We start from the raw sequence: 16,938 nt of genomic DNA, 5'->3' as shown, positions 1-16,938 counted from the left end.
GGGTAGCGCCATGGCGCTGGCGCCCACCGGCGCCACGGTCGGTCAAAGCGTCGAGTTTTCCTACGACGGCAACGGCAATATCCGGTCGGCCCTGATTTCGCCCGAGCTGGTTGGCAGTGTGACGGCCGTCGGGTCCAACAGCGTGACGCTGCTCGGCACCAAGGTGTTCATCAATACCGATGCGGCGCTGGTGCCGGTGACCCGGTTCGTCGGTTATGCGTCGCTGGCGGACATCAAGCTGGCGGACCGGATCGAGGTCCACGGCCTGCTTAAAACCGACAGCCAGGGCGTGCTGTCTGTGCAAGCCACACTGATCGTCCTGCAAGCGCCGGCCGCCGGCTTGCGGCTGACCGGCTATGTGACGCAATACAACGCCGGTGCCGGCAGCTTCGTCATCGGCGCCAATAGCGTCAAAGTCGGCGCGGCGCTGATCAGCCCGGCCGGCGCCGCGCTGGCCGACGGTGAGCTGGTGACGGTATGGAGTGCCAGCGAGCCGGTGGGCAACAGCATCAGCGCCAGCGTCATTCGCGTCAAGGGCTTGGCCGGCGTCAGCCAGAACGTCACCCTGTCCGGCCCCATCAGCAGCTTTGCCAGCGCCGCCAGTTTCAAGCTGCGCAATCTGACGGTGGATGCCAGCCAGGCGCAGATCGCGCCCAGCGGAGCGACTTTGGGCGCCGACAAGTACGTGGTGGTGGTCGGCAGCTTCGACGCCGCCAGCAACAAGGTAAGCGCCAGCCGTGTCACGGTCTTTACCGCGGCGGCGCCGACCCAGGTCGAGCTGCACGGCACGGTGGCCAATTTTGTCTCGGCCTCCAGTTTCACGGTGCGTGGCGTGGTGCTGGACGCCAGCGCCGCCACTTTCAGCGGCGGGACCGCGGCGCAACTGGCCAACGGTGTCTATGTGGAAGTGCACGGCACGGTGGTCAATAACGTAGTGCAGGCGTCCAGTGTCGCCATCCAGGCACTCTCCCCACTGCAAGCACCGGCCGGCGCCGTGATCGATGTCAGCGGCACCGTCACCGCCTATGACGCGGCCAGCGGCAGCTACAGCATGACGCTGGCCTCCGGCGCCACCCTTCAGGGCAAGCTCGGGTCTTCCATGTTCTACAACAACGGTACGGCCGCCAACCTGGCGGTGGGCCAGATGGTCACGGTCAACGGCATGATGGCGGGCGGCATGCTGTCGACCGCGGTGCTGAATTTCACGCCGACCAGCGTCGCACCGTCCAGCGGCAGCCTCCATATGGAGGGCATCGCCTACAACGTCACGTCGACCAGCCTGATGTTGAACGGTGTGCTGATCCACACCAATGGCGTGGTGGTGCAGCGCGGCGGGATGATGGGCGGCGGCCGCAACATGATGTCCGGCTCCACGGTGGCGGTCGACCTGCTGCTGACCGGCGGCCAATACGTCGCCACGGCGATCACGCTACTGCATTGAGCGGCGTGGCGCGACCAGACGCACCAACGCCCAGTTTTCAAACCGGTTCTTTTTGCTTTTCTTTTTTTGGAGTAAACCATGAATACGTACTGGAAGAGGGTCTCGAAATTCGCTTTGCCTGCCCTGGGCTTGCTGGTCTTGTCCGCCTGCGGTGGCGGCGGATCGGCTAGCGGTATCCAGGCTACGCCCACCACACTGAATGGCGTCGCATCCAAAGGCCTGGTCAAGGATGCCAAGGTCTTGGTCTGCCGCGTCGTCAACGGCACCGTGCAGGCCGATGCGTCGTGCCTGTCGACCACTTCGGGCAAGGACGGTTCCTTCAGCGTGACCCTGAGCGACGGCTTTACCGGTCCGGTGCTGGTCAAGGTGATGGCGGGGGTCGGCAGCATGATGCTGGATGAAACCACCGGTGGCGACATCCCGTACAGCATGACGCTGCGGGCGATGGTTCCTGCGCTATCGGCGTCGACCGCCGTCTATGTGACGCCGTTCAGTGAAATGGTGGCCAATGCCATGGGAACCAGCAGCATCGACGCCGACAAGATCCGCCAGGCGATGGGCACCGTGCAGAGCTTGATGAGCAGCCTGGGCATTGACCTGTCGGTCATGCCGATGCTGGATTTGAAGAACAGCAGCGGCGACGCGACCCTGATGGGCCAACAGGCCAATATGGTGGCGCAACTGACCAAGGTGGTGATGGCGGCCAAGAGCTCCAGCCTGCTCACCAATGCCAACGGTGTGGCCTGCAATGCGGCGGCAACGGCGGCCGACCAGCAAGTCGCATGTGCCGTCAACATGATGGCGGGCTTGATGACCGGCCCGACGACTTTTGATCGAACCAAGGCGGACGCGATGATGGCCGCCTTGCTGGCGCAAAACGTCACGGCGACCAACATGCCCATCATCATGGCCAATGGAACCGTGGGCATGCAGCTGGCTGACCTGACCTCGGTTCAGTCGCTACAGACGGCGTTGCAGAACGCGGGCCTGTCCAGCGCCGTCGTTGCCAGCACGGTCACTGGCATGATGTCGGGCATGCACTTGCGCACAGGCAGCACGACTCCCTAGCGTTGCAGCGGTCTGGCGTGGCTGTTGGCGAGCAGCGCCGCCTCGACCCGGCTGCGCACCTGCAACTTCTGCAGGATGTTGGTGACGTAGTGTTTGATGGTCTTTTCCGATAGAAAAATCCGCTCGCCAATCTCCCGGTTGGTGAGACCGGTGCCTATCAGGGCCAGGATTTCGCGTTCCCGATCCGTCAATTCCTGCAACGGATCGGGTGCTTTTCCCTGCGTCAGGGACACCAACATCTCGGCTGCGATGGAGGGCGAAACGTAAACTTCGCCGGCCACCGCAGAACGAATCACGCTGGCCAGCTCCTTCGCCGACACGCCCTTCAGGACGTAGGCCCGGGCCCCGGCCTTGAGCGCGGCCAGCAATTTATCCTTGTCGTCGGAACCGGTCAGCATCACGATCACCGTCGCCGGACAGGCCATGGCGATTTTCTCGGCGGTGACGATACCGCTCCAGCCCGGCATGCTGATGTCCAGCAAGACCACATCGGGCAGAAGTTTGCGCGCCAGCGCCAACGCTTCCTGACCCGAATCGGTTTCCGCCACGACCTTGAACTCGGGGTCCATGGCCAGTGAGTTCAGTACCCCCTGGCGGAACAGCGGATGGTCGTCGACGACCAGGATATTGATCGAATCATTCATCTTCTTTGACCTGGGAGTTCAAGGGCAGCGTGACCCGGATCAGGGTCCCCGATCCGGGTTCGCTCTTCAAATCGAAGGAGCCGCCCAATACCTCGACCCGCTGGCGCATGCCGTGCAAGCCCAACCGTCCTTTTTTGGCTGCTGCTTGCGGGTCGAAGCCGGGACCCTGGTCGCTGATCTCGACCAGCAGAAGCTCTGCGTCGCCTTGCAATGCAACCCGGCAATCCTGGCCCTGGGCGTGCCGGAAGGTGTTGGCCAACGATTCTTGCAGCAGGCGGTAAAGGGTCACTTTCACCCTGAAACTGGTGGCGACGTCCGGCATCGAGCTTGTCAGCGTGACGCGGCAGCCCGTCTTCTCCTGAAAATCGCGCACCACTCGGTGGGCGATTTCAGCCAACGCGAGCGGCTCGATGTCCGGCAGGTCCAGATCGGCCGAGATGGCGCGCAAGTCCGTCAGCGCCGATTGCACCGCAATACAGGCCGGCCCCAGATTGCCGGCCCACACTGCTTGCCGCGTGGGGTCGTCGCCGCCGCAGGCATCGTTCAGGTTCTTCAACTGCATCAAGGCAAAACCGAGGTCTTGTCCGGGTCCGTCGTGGATATCGGTGGCGATGCGTTGCAGCAAGTTCTCGTTCAACGCGGTGGCCCGTTCGGCGGCGCGAATCACGCGCTCCTGCAACTGCTGGTTCTGCTGGTTCAAAACGGTGAGCTGGTTCACTTTGTCGCTCAATTGGTTTTGCTGGTCGATGATGGTTCGGCTGCCCCGGCGGACCAGCACGAACAGCAGCAAATACATGGTCAGCATGGCTGTCGCCACCAGAAACCAGCCGCGCAACTGGGCGATAGCGGCCTCGCGGTCGACCTCGTCCGGTCTGACATAGAACTCGGCGGCCGCAATCACTCCGCCGGTCCGGTCGGCGTGGATCGGCGTGTAGGTCTCGATCAGGCGCGGCATCGGTTGCCCATGTTGCGCCTGCTCGGCGGCGGAGCGATCGCTGATCTCGGAAAAGATATTGCCGGCCAGGGCACCGGCAAGCCCTTCGCCGATGGGGAATGTCCGGCCTGTCATCTGGGCATCGCTGCTGAACAACACGTAGCCGTCCTTGCGCCAGATCTTCAGGGCCACGATCTTCTGCCCAAGAGGCGTGCTGCTGAGGTCCGAGTGCAGCGCTTCGCGGTCGGCCGCGCTCAGATCCTGGGCCTCCAGCAGCGTTTGCAGATGCGGCGCGATGAAGCTGCCGACGTAGAGCGCCGTCACGCCGCCAATCCGGTGCACCACGCTGTTCTTCACCTGCTGGCCGATCCACCATCCGATCACCAGCGTGCCGGCGAGCAGGATCGGAAAGCTCAGCATCAGGAACTGCTTCGACAAGGACAAACGACCGAAAACATTTTTCATCTGGAGCTTTCGCAGCGCAATGTAACAGCCAGCCGGCGCCGGCGCCAGGGACCAAGGTCTGAACATTTTTGCGACTTTGGGGTCCGCCAAATCGCGCACTTGGGACCTGGCCCCGGCCGGTGTGCCTGGGCAGAATAACCGCACTACCACTGCAAAGACAAGGGGCAGCTATGACAACCGGCATGACACGTAAGGATTTTTGCGGCACCTTACTGGGCGGCAGCGTGCTTTTGTTGATCCAGTCCTGTGGCGGCGGCTCCGACTACAGCGGCGCGGCGGCGACACCGGCGCCCTCGCCCTCGTCCTCTCCCCCGACGCCAACACCGACACCGACACCGACACCGACACCGACACCGACACCGACACCGACACCGACACCGACACCGACACCGACACCGGTCGGCGCCAGCGCCAGCGTTGGTTGCAGCAACACCATCAGCGCCAACCACGGGCATGTTCTGGCGCTTGCACTGGCGGACCTTGACTCGGCATCCGACAAGACCTACGACATACAGGGCAGCGCCGATCACAGCCACAGCGTGCTTCTGACGGTGGACCAGTTGCGCACCCTCAAGACCGGCGCCAGTGTCACCACCACCTCGTCGATGGCTTTTGACCACCAGCATCAGATTGTCATCACCTGCTTGTGATCTGATGCATCAGCCCCAGGAGATCTCCACCATGAAGTACCGGAACCGGATGATGGCAACCGTCTTGCTGTGCAGTAGTTACGCCGCGCTGGCTGCCGGTGGTGGTGGCGGCGGAGGCGGAGGCGAGACGGTGTCCGCCGATCCGGTCGTTGCGGCGGCCCAGAGCGAGATTGAGCAGAAGAACTGGGCTGCGGCGCAGAGTACCCTGCTGAAAGCACTGGCCGGTAATCCGCAAAATGCCGATTACCACAACCTGTATGCCTACGCCCTGCGCAAGTCGGCCAATCCCGACATGGACAAGGTTTTCAGCCACTACCTTGAAGCCCTGCGCATCGACCCCAAGCATCGCGGTGCGCACGAATACCTGGGCGAGGCTTACCTGATGGTGAACAACTTGCCCAAGGCCAGGGAACAGTTGGCCGCACTGGACAAGCTGTGTTTTTTTGGCTGCGAGGAATACACCGATTTGAAGGTCGCCATTGCCGCCTATGAGTCCAGGCAGCCGCGCTGAAGAGGCGCTCATGCTGACCCGTTGGCAAAACCCACTGGCGCTGGCGGCCCGCCTCCTGATGGCGCTTTTGTTCCTGCCGGAAGGCATTGGCAAGATCAGCCATTTCCCTGCCACCGTGGGCTACATCGCCAGCGCCGGCCTGCCATGGCCGCAACTGGCTGCGCTGCTGGCGATCGCGCTGGAAGTTGGCGCCTCGCTGGCCCTGCTGGCCGGTTTTCAGACCCGTTGGATGGCTTTGCTGCTGGCCGCGTTCTGCCTGGCGACGGCTTTGTTTTTCCATCCCTTCTGGGCCGTCGCGGCCGACCAGGCGATGCTTCAGCAGATCATGTTCTTCAAGAACCTGGCGCTGGCTGGCGGCCTGCTGATGTTGAGCGCTTTTGGCGCCGGCGCCTGGAGTGTGGACGGCCGGCGCAAGCTCTGACCCCGGCGCTCAGGCAGCCCTCGGTAGCTGGAGCGTGAAAGTGGTCAGGTGGTCGTTGGAGGCGACCGAGATGGTGCCGCCATGGGCCAGCACGATGGACTTGGTGATGGCCAGGCCCAGGCCGGTGCCTTCGCTGGAGCGTTGGCGCGAGGGGTCGACCCGGAAGAAGCGGTCGAAGACGCGTTCCAGATATTCCTGTGGGATCGGCTCCCCGGTGTTTTTCATGCTGATCGACACCGCCTCCGGGCTGCTGCTGACAGTGACCTGCACCGTGGTGTTGGCGCTTGAATGCCGCACCGCGTTGGACAGCAGATTGCCCAGCGCCCGGCGCAACATGAGCCGGTCGGCGCTGACCTGGCCGTCGCCTTGCAGGCTCAGACGCAGCCCTTTTTCTTCCGCCACCGCGTCGTAATAGTCGAACAGCGCGCGCACCTCCGTCGCCAGATCGACTGTTTCCCGGTTCGGCACCACCAGGCCGTTTTCGGCCTTGGCCAGCAACAACATGTCCGAGATCATGCGTGCCATGTGCTCGAATTCCTCGGCATTCGATTCCAGAATGGCACGGTAGTCGTCGGCGCCACGCGCCCGGGACAGGGCGACCTGGGTTTGCGTCATCAGGTTGCTGACCGGGGTGCGCAACTCATGCGCGATGTCGGAGGAAAAATCCGAGAGCCGGCGAAACGCCTCTTCCAGTCGCGCCAGCATCTCGTTCAGGGACTGCGCCAGTTCGGCCAGTTCCAGCGGCGCCGATTCCACCGGCAAACGATAGCTGAGCTGTTGCGCCGTCACCGCCTGCGTTTGCTCGCGCATGGCGCGCAGCGGTGCCAGGCCACGCTTGGCCGCGACCCAGCCCAGCACCCCGGTGAGTGCCGCGGCGCCGGCCACAAAGAGCCACAGCGTTTGCAGAAAAGAGCGCATGTACGACTGATGGTGCGCGATGTCGGTGGCCACCGCCACGAACACCTTGACCTCCCGGTTGATGCCGGTGGGCAGTTCGGCCGCGATCGCGCGGTAGGTTTGCTGCCCCAGCGTCCAGAGCATCGGGTGCAGCGGGTTTTGCGTGGCGCTGGCGCTCACCAGGCCGGGGGCGAAGGTGGCGTTGGGCGTGGCAAAGATCACGGCCTGATTGCTGCCGATGATCATCACTTCAAGGCCGTGGTGGCCCACCAGCGAGTGGTTCAACTGTTGTCCAAAGCGGATCAGATCGTCTTGCGATTGGAGCAGCGCCAGGTCATGCCGGGTCAGTTCCATCTTGCCCACCAGAACTTCCATGTCCAGGTCCTCGAAGTGCTTTTCGACCGAGGAGGCGACCACCAGCCCGAGTGCCAGCAGCACGGCCGAGGAGGCGATGACGAACAGCGCCGTCAGACGCCGGGTGATGGAGGTTCGGCCGCTCAGGCGCAATCCGGGTTCTCCAGCACGTAGCCCATGCCGCGCACGGTGCGAATCAGCTTGGGCTCGAAATTGTCGTCCAGCTTGACGCGCAGGCGGCGCATGGCGACCTCGATGACATTGGTGTCACTGTCGAAATTCATGTCCCACACCTGCGACGCGATCAGCGAGCGCGGCAGCACCTCGCCCTGGCGCCGCAGCAACAACTCCAGCAGGGCAAACTCCTTGGCCGTCAGATCGATGCGCTGGCCGGCACGGGTGACGCGCCGGCGCAGCAAGTCGAGTTCCAGATCGGCCGCCCGCAAAAACTCCGCCGCCGTGGCTTTGGCGCCGCGGCGCAACAGGGTTCGCACGCGGGCCAGCAATTCGGAAAAAGCAAACGGTTTGACCAGATAGTCGTCGGCCCCGAGTTCCAGGCCCTTGACGCGGTCGTCGACGTGGTCGCGCGCCGTCAAAAACAGCACCGGCATGTCCTTGCCGGCCTTGCGGATGCCGGCCAGCACCGCCCAGCCGTCGATGCCCGGCAGCATCACGTCCAGAATCGCCAGGTCGTAGGCCTCGGTCAAGGCGTGATGCAGGCCGTCGCTGCCGTCGCGCACCAGATCGACCACGAAACCGGCCTCCACCAAACCCTGCTTCAGGTAATCCCCGGTCTTGGGTTCGTCCTCAACGATGAGAATTTTCATGGCCGTCATTCTGCACTGCTTCTGTGAGTGCGTTGTCGCACAGACCGGCGCAGGGTCTCGGCGTAGATTGGCCTTCTCGCTATTGCTGGGGAAATACATGAAGACATTTTTTGCCGTCGCACTGGCCACCATTGCGCTGTTGAGCAGCGGCGTTTCGTTCGCGCAGAGCAGCAACATGATGAATGGCGGCAGCTGGGGTGTGGGCTGGATGGGGGGCCACGGCGGGATAGGGCTGGCGCTTGTGCTGGTTATCGTGGTCGCCGGACTGGTGGCCTGGATCCTCAAGCGAGACGGGAAGTGACCGAATATGACCACTATTGATATGGAAGTCGAAGGCCTGGGTTCGCGCTCGACGGGCCTGCATGTCACGCGAGTCTTGCAGGCACTGGCGGGCGTCAACGGCGTGGCGGTTGATCGACAGTCCGGCCATGTCCGGGTCAGCGGCGAATTCCCGCACGGCAGCCATTTCGTGGTCTGCGCCCTGACCGCGGCCGGCTATCCGGCGCACTTGTCGACTTTTTCGATGCCCATCTCGCGACCCAGGACATAGCGTGGCGCATAGACTGGCAATTGCAGCACACCGGCCACCCAGCCGACTTTGAATGGAGAGATTCGACGTGGAAACCAACCCGCATGATTTGAGCCGCCTGTTGCTCCAACTGGGGCTGCCGGGCGGACGAGGCGATATCGACACCTTTGTCGCCAAGCACCGCCTGAGGGCCGGCAGCGCCATGCCGGAAGCGTCTTTTTGGACTCCCGTGCAGGCCAAATTTCTGGCGCAAGCGCTGGCCGACGATTCCGATTGGTCGGCCGCGGTGGATGAGCTTGCGGTCCGGCTCAGCCAATAGGCCGGAATTCTCGCCCCTGTCGTTGGCGCACAGTGTGCGCTGCGCAAAAGGGGCGAGGATCTGAAAATGACAAAAATGTAATCTCCGGGTCAACTTTCTGTTGGGCGGCAACATGCAAACTACCGCCACTCCAATCACGAAAGGTTTTGTCATGGCACTGCGTACCCACTCCCTTCTGATCCTCGCCCTGGCCGGCGCCGGCTTTTCCGCGCCGGGCATTGCCCAGATGGACCACAGCATGCATGGCGGCCCGGCGGCAAAGCCCATGCCGGTCGGCACTGCCGTGGCCATGGAAGAGGCGATCGTGAAGAAGATTGACAAGGCCGCCGGGAAGATCGCCCTGGCCCACGGCGCGCAGAAAGACGGTATGCCGGCGATGACCATGGTCTACCGCGTCAAGGACGCCGCCTGGCTCGACAAACTGAAAGTGGGACAGAAAATCAGCTTTGCCACCGACCCGGCGGACGCCATGCTGGTGTCGCGCTTCGAGTTGGTGAAATGAAACAGAAGAATATTCTTATCGCCGCCGCGGCCTTGCTGCTGCTGGCGTTGCTACTGGGCGCGTGGATCTACCGGAGCCAGAAAGCCGAACAGACCGCGCAGATCACGGCGCAAAACCAGATCGCCCTGCTGCGCGCGCATTCGCCAACCTTCGGCAATGCCGATGCGCCGGTGCAGATCGTCGAGTTCCTTGACCCGGCTTGCGGCACCTGCCGCGACTTCTATCCGTTCGTGAAGGAACTGATGGCGGCGCACCCCGGCAAGATCCGGCTGTCGGTTCGCTACGCACCGTTTCATCCCGGCTCCGACCAGGTGGTGAAAGCGCTGGAGGCGGCGCGCCAGCAAGGCCAGTTCCGGCAGGCGCTGGAAGCCTTGTTTGCCGCCCAGGCCGACTGGGTGGTGAACCACCGGGCGCAACTGGATCTGATCTGGGCGCCCCTGAGCGGCCTGGGCCTGGATCTGGAGCGGCTCAAAGTCGACATGAACTCGCCCGACATCGCGCAACGGGTGCAGCAGGACCTGACGGACGCCAACACCCTGGGTGTGGCCATGACGCCGGAGTTCTTTGTCAACGGCCAGCCGTTGCCAAAATTTGGCTATGAGGATTTGAAAATGCTGGTCGAGGATGCCTTGGCCCGTGCCAACGCCAAGTAAGGTGGCTGCCATGCAAAACCTAGTGCGGATCAGCGCCCTTGCCGTGCTGTTGAGCCTGGCCGGCGCGGCCGGCGCGCAGACCCCCGAAGCGCTGCCGGGTGCCAGCCTGAAGGGCCTTCTGCAACTGGCCAAAGAGCGCAATCCCGACTACGCCAGCATGCGCTTCGAGGCGCAGGCCGCGACCGAGCGCGTGACGCCGGCCGGCGCCCTGCCGGACCCCAGATTTCGCACCGAGCTGATGGACATCACCCGGATGGGCGAGCAGAACCCGACGCTGTTACCAGCCAACGTGGGCAGCACCCGCTACACCTTGATGCAGGACTTGCCGTGGTTCGGCAAGCGCGACCTGCGGCGCGACATTGCGCAACTGGAAGCCGACGGCAGCCGGGGCAAGGCCGACGGCGCTTGGACCGAATTGGCGGCCAGGATCAAGACCACCCAGGCCCAGCGCCATTACCTGCGCGGCAATGAAACACTGACGCGGGAAATCCTCGATCTGATGCTGCGCCTGGAAAAGATTGCGCAGGTGCGCTACGCCGGCGGTCTGGCGGCCCAGCAGGACGTCATTCGGGCCCAGGTCGAGCAGACCAATATGCGCAATGAACTGGTGGCGCTGGAAGCCGAACGAGCACAGGCCGATGTGCGCCTGAATACCTTGCTGGCGCGACCCGCCAGCGCCGCGCTGGCGGCGCCGGACCTACTGACTGCGCTGCCAAGCGCGACGCAACTCGACCATGACACGCTGGCGGCGCGCGCGCGCAGCCGCAATCCGCAACTGTTCGCCGAGGAGGCACGCAGCAGGGCGGCCGAGAAGAACCGTGACCTGACGCGGCTCAACCGCTACCCCGATTTCACGCTCAGCATTTCCCCCACCCAGTACCAAAGCGCGGTCAAGGAATGGGGTTTGATGCTGGAGGTCAACATCCCGCTGCAGCAGTCCTCGCGGCGCGCCCAGGAGCGCGAATCCGAAGCCATGTATGCGGCGGCGCAGTCGCGCCAGGAGGCGCTCGCCAACCAGTTGCTGTCGGACCTGGCCGAGAGCCTGGCCGGTCTGGCGGCGGCCCAGAGCAGCGCCGCGCTGGCGCGCAACAACTTGTTGCCGCAGGCCGAGCTGACCTTCAGTTCGGCGCTGGCCGGCTACGAGAACGGCAAGGTCGATTTCGCCACGCTGCTGGACGCCCAGCGGCAGATCCGCCAGGCCAGACAAACCCGGATCAAGGCGCAGTTTGAAGGGCAAATGCGTCTCGCTGAAATTGAAAAACTGATCGGGGAGGACTTATGAAACAAGGTGCTGGAATTGCCCTCGGTGTCATCGCCGTGGCACTGGCCACTGGCGGTGGCTACTGGTTGGGCCAGCGGGGCATCGCTTCCCGGTCGGGCGGTGCGGTGACAGAGGCAACGGCTGTTGGCGCCAGCGCCAGCGCAGCGAAAGTCGAGAAAAAGCTTTTGTACTACCGCAACCCCATGGGCCTGCCCGACACCTCGCCGACGCCCAAGAAAGATCCCATGGGCATGGACTACATCGCGGTCTACGCCGGTGGGGCGGACGAAGAGCCGGCCAGCGCCAACCAGCTCAGGATCAGCACCCAGAAGATTCAGAAACTGGGTGTGCGTACCGAGGCGGCTCAATTGCGAACCCTGGACCGCTCGGTGCGCGCGGCCGGCCGGATCGAGCCCGATGAGCGCCGCCTGTTCACCATCGCGGCCAAGTTCGAAGGCTATGTGGAACGGCTGCATGTGAATGTCACCGGCCAGCCGGTCGCCAAGGGCCAGCCCCTGTTTGAGGTCTACAGCCCGGAACTGGTGTCGGCGCAGCGCGAATACGCCATTGCGGCGCAGGGCGTGGAGGCGCTCAAGGAGGCTGGCAGCCAGGCCCAGTCGGGCATGCAGCAGCTGGCCCAATCGAGCTTGCTGCGCCTGAAGAACTGGGATATTTCCGATGAGCAGATCAAGGCCCTCAGCAAGTCCGGCGCGACGCAACGCACGCTGACCTTCCGCTCGCCGGCGTCGGGCATTGTGATGGAGAAAAAAGCGGTACAAGGCATGCGCTTCATGCCTGGCGAGATGTTGTACCAGGTGGCGGATTTGTCCCGTATCTGGGTGGTGGCCGACGTGTTCGAACAGGACATCGGCCTGGTCAAGTCCGGTGCCAAGGCCAAGGTCAGGATCAATGCCTACCCGGACAAGGAATTCACCGGTACCGTGACCTACGTCTATCCCACCCTCAAGGCCGAGACGCGCAGCGTGCCGGTGCGGGTGGAGCTTGCCAACCCGGGCTTGCTGCTCAAACCGGCGATGTTTGCCCAGGTGGAGTTTGCAGTCGGTGCCAAGGCCAAGGTCGTCACGGTGCCACTGTCGGCCGTGATCGACAGCGGCACGCGCCAGATCGTGCTGATTCAGCAAGGAGAGGGCCGCTTTGAGCCGCGCTCTGTCTTGCTGGGCAGCCGCAGCGACGACCATGTGGAAGTACTCAGCGGCGTGAAAGAGGGTGAGCAGGTGGTGGTTGCGGCCAACTTCCTGATCGATGCCGAGAGCAATCTCAAGGCGGCGGTGGGTGGCTTTGGCGACGCCGGTAAAGCCGCCACGGCGCCGGCGGCCACGGCCAGCGCGCCGGTGCTCAAGGCGGCCGGCCACCAGGCTGAAGGAACGGTGGACAGCATCGATTTGAAAGACGGCACCATCACTTTGAATCACGGTCCGGTGGCCAGCCTCAAGTGGCCGGCCATGACCATGGAGTTCAAGGCCGCCAACGCCTCGCTGCTGAAGGACTTGAAGCCGGGGGCCAGAATTGCCGTCGAGTTCGTCGAGCGGCAACCCGGCGAATGGGTCATCACCAGCGTCAAGAAATAAGCATGCTGGCCAACATCATCGAATGGTCGGGCCGGAATCGCTTCCTGGTCCTGCTCGCCGCCTTGTTCATCACGCTGTGGGGCGTCTTTGCCGTGCTGCGCACACCGATAGACGCACTGCCCGACCTGTCGGACGTGCAGGTCATCGTCTATACCGAGTTTCCCGGCCAGGCACCGCAGGTGGTGGAAGACCAGGTCACCTACCCGCTCACCACCGCCATGCTGTCGGTGCCCAAATCGAAAGTGGTGCGCGGCTTTTCCTTCTTCGGCGCATCCTTCGTCTACATCATCTTCGAAGACGGCACCGACATCTACTGGGCCCGCTCGCGGGTGCTGGAGTACCTCAACTTCGCCTCCGCTCGCATGCCGCGCGGCATCACTCCTGCAATAGGCCCCGACGCCACCGGCGTCGGCTGGGTCTACCAGTACGCGCTGCTGGCCAAGGACAAGACGCTGGCCGAACTGCGCTCGATCCAGGACTGGTATGTGCGCTACCAGTTGACCAAGGCGCATGGTGTGGCCGAGGTGGCTTCGGTGGGCGGCTTTGTGCAGACCTACCAGGTGACGGTGGACCCGGTCAAGCTGCGCGCGTTCGGCATTCCCTTGACGCGCGTGGCGCAGGTGATACGCGACTCCAATCGCGATGTCGGCGGCCGCGCCGTCGAGATGGCCGAGACCGAGTACATGGTGCGCGGCAAAGGCTATTTGCGGGGCAAGAGCGACATCGAGTTGCTGGTGGTGAAGGCCGACAAGGGGACACCGGTTTTGGTTCGGGATATTGGGCGGGTCGAGTTGATACCCGACGAGCGGCGCGGCGTCACCGAGCTCAACGGCGAAGGCGAAGTGGTCTCGGGCATCGCGATGGCGCGCTATGGCCAGAACGCGCTGGAAGTGATCTCCAACCTGAAGGAAAAGATCGCCGAGATCGGCCCCGGTTTACCGGCTGGCGTGACGGTGCAAACGGTGTACGACCGCTCCGAGCTGATTCACCGCGCCATCGAGACCTTGAAGCGCACGCTGCTGGAGGAATCCTTGATCGTGGCGGCGGTGTGCGTCATCTTCCTGCTGCACATGCGCAGCGCGCTGGTCGCCATCCTGATGCTGCCGGTGGGCATTTTGATGGCCTTCATCGCCATGCGCTCGCTGGACATGAACTCCAACCTGATGAGCCTGGGCGGCATTGCCATCGCCATCGGCGCCATGATAGACGCCGCCATCGTCATGATCGAGAACGCCCACAAGCACCTGGAGCGTCTAGCTGAATCGGGGTCAGATCCCAATTCGGGGCAGGGCCTTCGAGCTGGCCAACAACAGTCCACCGATTTGGCAAAACCCCAAGTCCAGGGCTCTGACCCCAATTCAGCGGGTCCCAGTTTTGCGCAACGCGCCACAGCCATCCTCGCCGCCTGCAAGGAAGTCGGCCCCGCCTTGTTCTTCTCGCTGCTGATCATCACCGTCTCGTTCCTGCCGGTGTTCAGCCTGGAAGGGCAGGAGGGGCGTCTGTTCTCGCCGCTGGCTTACACCAAGACCTTCGCCATGGCCAGCGCCGCGCTGCTGTCAGTGACGCTGGTGCCGGTGCTGATGCTGTTGTTCATCCGCGGCAAGGTGATGCCGGAAGCGAAGAACCCGGTGAACCGCTTTTTGATCTGGGTCTACCGCCCCATCATCCAGGGCGTGATGCGCTGGAAGAAGATCACCATCCTTCTGGCACTGCTGGCCTTGGGTGTCTCTTACTACCCGGCCTCCCAACTCGGTTCCGAGTTCATGCCCACGCTCAACGAGGGCTCGCTGCTCTACATGCCGGCGTCGCTGCCGGGGATGTCGATCACCAAGGCGGCCGAGCTGCTGCAGACGCAGGATAAGATCATCAAGAGCTTCCCCGAAGTGGCTTCGGTCTACGGCAAGGCCGGCCGCGCCAACACGGCGACCGACCCGGCGCCGACCGAGATGTTCGAGACCGTCATCAACCTCAAGCCCGAGTCCGTTTGGCGCCCGGGGCTGACCATGGACAAGCTGATTGCCGAGTTGGACCAGGCGCTGCAATTCCCCGGCGTGGCCAACTCCTGGACCATGCCGATCAAGGCCCGCATCGACATGCTCTCCACCGGCATCCGCACGCCGATCGGCATCAAGGTCTTCGGCAAGGACCTCGACGAGATGGAAAAACTGGCCCGGCAAATCGAGGCCGTGGTGAAGACCGTGCCCGGCACCAGCAGCGCTTTTGCCGAGCGCATCACCGGCGGCTTCTACCTCAACATCGAGCCGGACCGCGAGCAACTGGCACGCTACGGCCTGGCGGTGGGCGACCTGCAGGATGTGATTGGCGCCGCGCTGGGCGGCGAGATGGTGACCACCACGGTGGAGGGTCGGGAGCGCTATGGCGTGACGGTGCGCTACCCGCGGGAACTCCGGGGCGATGCGCAGCAGATTGCGCGCGAAGTGCTGATTCCCACCATGGACGGCGCCATGATCCCGCTGGGCCAGGTAGCCAAGGTGCTGGTCGCCAAGGGCGCGCCCGGCATCCGCACCGAGAACGCGCTGCTCTCAAGCTACATCTACGTCGACATCCGTGGCCGCGACATCGGCGGCTATGTGGCCGATGCCAAGCAGGCGGTGGCCCAGCAGGTCAAGTTCCCCAGCGGGTATTACGTGACCTGGAGCGGCCAGTTCGAGAACATGGAGCGCGCCATCGCAAAAATGAAGGTGGTCATCCCGGTGACGCTGCTGATCATCTTCCTGCTGCTGTACCTGAACTTCAGGCGCATCACCGAGACGCTGATCGTCATGCTGTCGGTGCCGTTCGCCCTGGTCGGCGGCATCTGGCTGATGTGGGCGCTGGGCTACAACCTGTCGGTGGCGGTGGCGGTCGGCTTCATCGCACTGGCCGGCGTGGCGGCCGAGACCGGCGTCATCATGCTGATCTACCTGGATCACGCCTGGGAAGCGGTCAAGGCCCAATGCCGCCAGGCCGGCCGGGCACCAACGCTGAGTGACCTGTACGCGGCCGTGATGGAAGGCGCCGTAGAGCGTGTGCGGCCCAAGATGATGACCGTGGTGGCGATCATGGCCGGCCTCTTGCCCATCATGTGGGGCACCGGCACCGGCTCCGAAGTGATGAGCCGCATCGCCGCGCCCATGGTGGGCGGCATGATCTCTTCCACCGTCCTGACACTGGCCGTGATTCCGGCCATCTACGCGCTGGTCAAGCAGTGGCGGCTGGGGCGGGGGCTGGAAGGCTGATTTGTCATTCCGGCGAAAGCCGGGATCCAGACAAAAGTGGGGTCGGATCACTGACCGCGCAGCGGACAACAGAAACGTGCGTGGGCCGCTCCGACAGTGTGCTGGCAGAATGACATCACTGACACAGGGAGAAAATGATGCTGGTCTCAAACGCAGTGAAGCGACCGTCTCAAGCCACGCGGCTTTTGCGTTGGTTCGCATCGCTGCGCGCGGTTTGGAAGCTGTCCCTGCTTGAACTTCTGTTCTACCTGGGGACGCTCATCCTGCTCCTCGTCAAGCTGGCGTTTTCCTGGCTGGCCTCATGAGCCGGCCAGCACCATCACGCCACCGTGCGCCTGCGCCATTTGCCGTAGCGCCGCCAGCAAGTCGGCCGGCTCATCGTCCCGCAGGACTTGGTTCAGGTATTCCGCGCCAACGCCTCGCGCGCCGTGATGATCGCTACACCTTGGGCTGCCCGGGCAGCAATTCGCGCTAGTCTTCTTTGATATCGAATTAGGTATAATTTAGCGCATGGTGCGTCGTGAAGCGAAGGAACAATTGATCCCCGATGGGGGAGGGTGTACCTTGGCCAGCTGCGCCACTCCAACGGGTGAAAGTCCCGTCTCGCAAAGCGTCGGTGCGGCGAGTAGCAGAC

Annotated in this window: 18 protein-coding genes; 14 read left to right on the top strand and 4 right to left on the bottom strand. The window is 63.6% G+C overall.

Going from position 1 to position 16,938, the window contains the following annotated elements; translation table 11 throughout:
• Window positions 1-1,441: DUF5666 domain-containing protein (locus tag PHS32_RS23215; protein WP_301081842.1), on the top strand; the 1,441-nt coding region annotated here is incomplete at its 5' end.
• Between the two features lie 78 nt (window positions 1,442-1,519).
• A complete protein-coding gene (locus tag PHS32_RS23210) occupies window positions 1,520-2,509 on the top strand; it encodes a hypothetical protein (protein ID WP_301081840.1) in 990 nt (329 codons plus the stop codon).
• On the opposite strand, the gene PHS32_RS23205 is transcribed toward PHS32_RS23210, so the two are convergent.
• Both PHS32_RS23205 and PHS32_RS23200 read right to left on the bottom strand, forming a co-directional pair.
• Window positions 2,506-3,153: a response regulator transcription factor gene (locus tag PHS32_RS23205; protein WP_301081839.1), complete on the bottom strand. Its 648-nt coding sequence runs from the start codon at window positions 3,151-3,153 to the stop codon at window positions 2,506-2,508. The two genes, PHS32_RS23210 and PHS32_RS23205, sit on opposite strands and share 4 nt — an antisense overlap.
• On the bottom strand, window positions 3,146-4,552 hold the full coding sequence (locus PHS32_RS23200; RefSeq protein WP_301081838.1) for a sensor histidine kinase: 1,407 nt from the start codon (window positions 4,550-4,552) through the stop codon (window positions 3,146-3,148). The genes PHS32_RS23205 and PHS32_RS23200 overlap by 8 nt, the downstream gene beginning before the upstream one ends.
• A 182-nt stretch (window positions 4,553-4,734) precedes the next feature.
• Here PHS32_RS23200 and PHS32_RS23195 point away from each other — a divergent pair, with 182 nt between their 5' ends.
• The 3 genes from PHS32_RS23195 to PHS32_RS23185 are packed head-to-tail and all read left to right on the top strand — an operon-like array spanning window position 4,735 to window position 6,134.
• A complete protein-coding gene (locus PHS32_RS23195) occupies window positions 4,735-5,202 on the top strand; it encodes a hypothetical protein (protein WP_301081837.1) in 468 nt (155 codons plus the stop codon).
• A 31-nt stretch (window positions 5,203-5,233) separates the two neighbouring features.
• Window positions 5,234-5,713, top strand: coding sequence for a tetratricopeptide repeat protein (locus tag PHS32_RS23190; protein ID WP_301081836.1), 480 nt, complete (start codon window positions 5,234-5,236; stop codon window positions 5,711-5,713).
• 10 nt (window positions 5,714-5,723) lie between these two features.
• Window positions 5,724-6,134 carry a DoxX family protein gene (locus PHS32_RS23185; RefSeq protein ID WP_301081835.1) on the top strand — a complete coding sequence of 137 codons (411 nt, stop codon included), beginning with the start codon at window positions 5,724-5,726 and terminating at the stop codon, window positions 6,132-6,134.
• 9 nt (window positions 6,135-6,143) lie between these two features.
• Here PHS32_RS23185 and PHS32_RS23180 read toward each other — a convergent pair whose 3' ends face one another.
• Together PHS32_RS23180 and PHS32_RS23175 are read right to left on the bottom strand one after the other, a co-directional pair.
• Window positions 6,144-7,538, bottom strand: coding sequence for a heavy metal sensor histidine kinase (locus PHS32_RS23180; protein ID WP_301081834.1), 1,395 nt, complete (start codon window positions 7,536-7,538; stop codon window positions 6,144-6,146).
• On the bottom strand, window positions 7,529-8,212 hold the full coding sequence (locus PHS32_RS23175) for a heavy metal response regulator transcription factor (RefSeq protein ID WP_301081833.1): 684 nt from the start codon (window positions 8,210-8,212) through the stop codon (window positions 7,529-7,531). The genes PHS32_RS23180 and PHS32_RS23175 overlap by 10 nt, the downstream gene beginning before the upstream one ends.
• A 97-nt stretch (window positions 8,213-8,309) precedes the next feature.
• Here PHS32_RS23175 and PHS32_RS23170 point away from each other — a divergent pair, with 97 nt between their 5' ends.
• The 9 genes from PHS32_RS23170 to PHS32_RS23130 all read left to right on the top strand — a co-directional run bounded on the left by PHS32_RS23170 (window position 8,310) and on the right by PHS32_RS23130 (window position 16,609).
• Window positions 8,310-8,513: a hypothetical protein gene (locus tag PHS32_RS23170; protein ID WP_301081832.1), complete on the top strand. Its 204-nt coding sequence runs from the start codon at window positions 8,310-8,312 to the stop codon at window positions 8,511-8,513.
• Window positions 8,514-8,519: 6 nt separating this feature from the next.
• Window positions 8,520-8,762 carry a heavy metal-associated domain-containing protein gene (locus tag PHS32_RS23165; protein ID WP_301081831.1) on the top strand — a complete coding sequence of 81 codons (243 nt, stop codon included), beginning with the start codon at window positions 8,520-8,522 and terminating at the stop codon, window positions 8,760-8,762.
• Window positions 8,763-8,814: 52 nt separating this feature from the next.
• Window positions 8,815-9,060: a DUF2789 family protein gene (locus tag PHS32_RS23160; RefSeq protein ID WP_301081830.1), complete on the top strand. Its 246-nt coding sequence runs from the start codon at window positions 8,815-8,817 to the stop codon at window positions 9,058-9,060.
• Window positions 9,061-9,211: 151 nt separating this feature from the next.
• Window positions 9,212-9,562 carry a copper-binding protein gene (locus PHS32_RS23155; protein WP_301081829.1) on the top strand — a complete coding sequence of 117 codons (351 nt, stop codon included), beginning with the start codon at window positions 9,212-9,214 and terminating at the stop codon, window positions 9,560-9,562.
• Window positions 9,559-10,215, top strand: a complete 657-nt coding sequence (locus PHS32_RS23150) for a thioredoxin domain-containing protein (RefSeq protein WP_301081828.1) — start codon at window positions 9,559-9,561, stop codon at window positions 10,213-10,215. The genes PHS32_RS23155 and PHS32_RS23150 overlap by 4 nt, the downstream gene beginning before the upstream one ends.
• A 10-nt stretch (window positions 10,216-10,225) precedes the next feature.
• Window positions 10,226-11,497, top strand: a complete 1,272-nt coding sequence (locus PHS32_RS23145) for a TolC family protein (RefSeq protein WP_301081827.1) — start codon at window positions 10,226-10,228, stop codon at window positions 11,495-11,497.
• Window positions 11,494-13,065, top strand: a complete 1,572-nt coding sequence (locus PHS32_RS23140) for an efflux RND transporter periplasmic adaptor subunit (protein WP_301081826.1) — start codon at window positions 11,494-11,496, stop codon at window positions 13,063-13,065. The genes PHS32_RS23145 and PHS32_RS23140 overlap by 4 nt, the downstream gene beginning before the upstream one ends.
• Before the next feature lie 2 nt (window positions 13,066-13,067).
• On the top strand, window positions 13,068-16,304 hold the full coding sequence (locus PHS32_RS23135) for a CusA/CzcA family heavy metal efflux RND transporter (protein WP_301081824.1): 3,237 nt from the start codon (window positions 13,068-13,070) through the stop codon (window positions 16,302-16,304).
• A 134-nt stretch (window positions 16,305-16,438) separates the two neighbouring features.
• Window positions 16,439-16,609 (top strand): hypothetical protein, encoded by a 171-nt coding sequence (locus tag PHS32_RS23130; protein WP_301081822.1) that lies wholly within the window; start codon window positions 16,439-16,441, stop codon window positions 16,607-16,609.
• Window positions 16,610-16,938 lie beyond the last annotated feature (329 nt).

Origin of the sequence: Rhodoferax sp. (genome assembly GCF_028714215.1) — a bacterium.
GTDB lineage: Bacteria > Pseudomonadota > Gammaproteobacteria > Burkholderiales > Burkholderiaceae_C > Rhodoferax.
This window is presented reverse-complemented; position numbering and strand designations above follow the sequence as displayed.

What these genes read in the sequence shown, in the direction of transcription:
- PHS32_RS23210 (WP_301081840.1), top strand. Translation starts at nt 1,520, where the DNA reads ATGAATACGTACTGGAAGAGGGTCTCGAAATTCGCTTTGCCTGCCCTG.
- PHS32_RS23205 (WP_301081839.1), bottom strand. Translation starts at nt 3,153, where the DNA reads ATGAATGATTCGATCAATATCCTGGTCGTCGACGACCATCCGCTGTTC.
- PHS32_RS23200 (WP_301081838.1), bottom strand. Translation starts at nt 4,552, where the DNA reads ATGAAAAATGTTTTCGGTCGTTTGTCCTTGTCGAAGCAGTTCCTGATG.
- PHS32_RS23195 (WP_301081837.1), top strand. Translation starts at nt 4,735, where the DNA reads ATGACACGTAAGGATTTTTGCGGCACCTTACTGGGCGGCAGCGTGCTT.
- PHS32_RS23190 (WP_301081836.1), top strand. Translation starts at nt 5,234, where the DNA reads ATGAAGTACCGGAACCGGATGATGGCAACCGTCTTGCTGTGCAGTAGT.
- PHS32_RS23185 (WP_301081835.1), top strand. Translation starts at nt 5,724, where the DNA reads ATGCTGACCCGTTGGCAAAACCCACTGGCGCTGGCGGCCCGCCTCCTG.
- PHS32_RS23175 (WP_301081833.1), bottom strand. Translation starts at nt 8,212, where the DNA reads ATGAAAATTCTCATCGTTGAGGACGAACCCAAGACCGGGGATTACCTG.
- PHS32_RS23170 (WP_301081832.1), top strand. Translation starts at nt 8,310, where the DNA reads ATGAAGACATTTTTTGCCGTCGCACTGGCCACCATTGCGCTGTTGAGC.
- PHS32_RS23165 (WP_301081831.1), top strand. Translation starts at nt 8,520, where the DNA reads ATGACCACTATTGATATGGAAGTCGAAGGCCTGGGTTCGCGCTCGACG.
- PHS32_RS23160 (WP_301081830.1), top strand. Translation starts at nt 8,815, where the DNA reads ATGGAGAGATTCGACGTGGAAACCAACCCGCATGATTTGAGCCGCCTG.
- PHS32_RS23155 (WP_301081829.1), top strand. Translation starts at nt 9,212, where the DNA reads ATGGCACTGCGTACCCACTCCCTTCTGATCCTCGCCCTGGCCGGCGCC.
- PHS32_RS23150 (WP_301081828.1), top strand. Translation starts at nt 9,559, where the DNA reads ATGAAACAGAAGAATATTCTTATCGCCGCCGCGGCCTTGCTGCTGCTG.
- PHS32_RS23145 (WP_301081827.1), top strand. Translation starts at nt 10,226, where the DNA reads ATGCAAAACCTAGTGCGGATCAGCGCCCTTGCCGTGCTGTTGAGCCTG.
- PHS32_RS23140 (WP_301081826.1), top strand. Translation starts at nt 11,494, where the DNA reads ATGAAACAAGGTGCTGGAATTGCCCTCGGTGTCATCGCCGTGGCACTG.
- PHS32_RS23135 (WP_301081824.1), top strand. Translation starts at nt 13,068, where the DNA reads ATGCTGGCCAACATCATCGAATGGTCGGGCCGGAATCGCTTCCTGGTC.
- PHS32_RS23130 (WP_301081822.1), top strand. Translation starts at nt 16,439, where the DNA reads ATGATGCTGGTCTCAAACGCAGTGAAGCGACCGTCTCAAGCCACGCGG.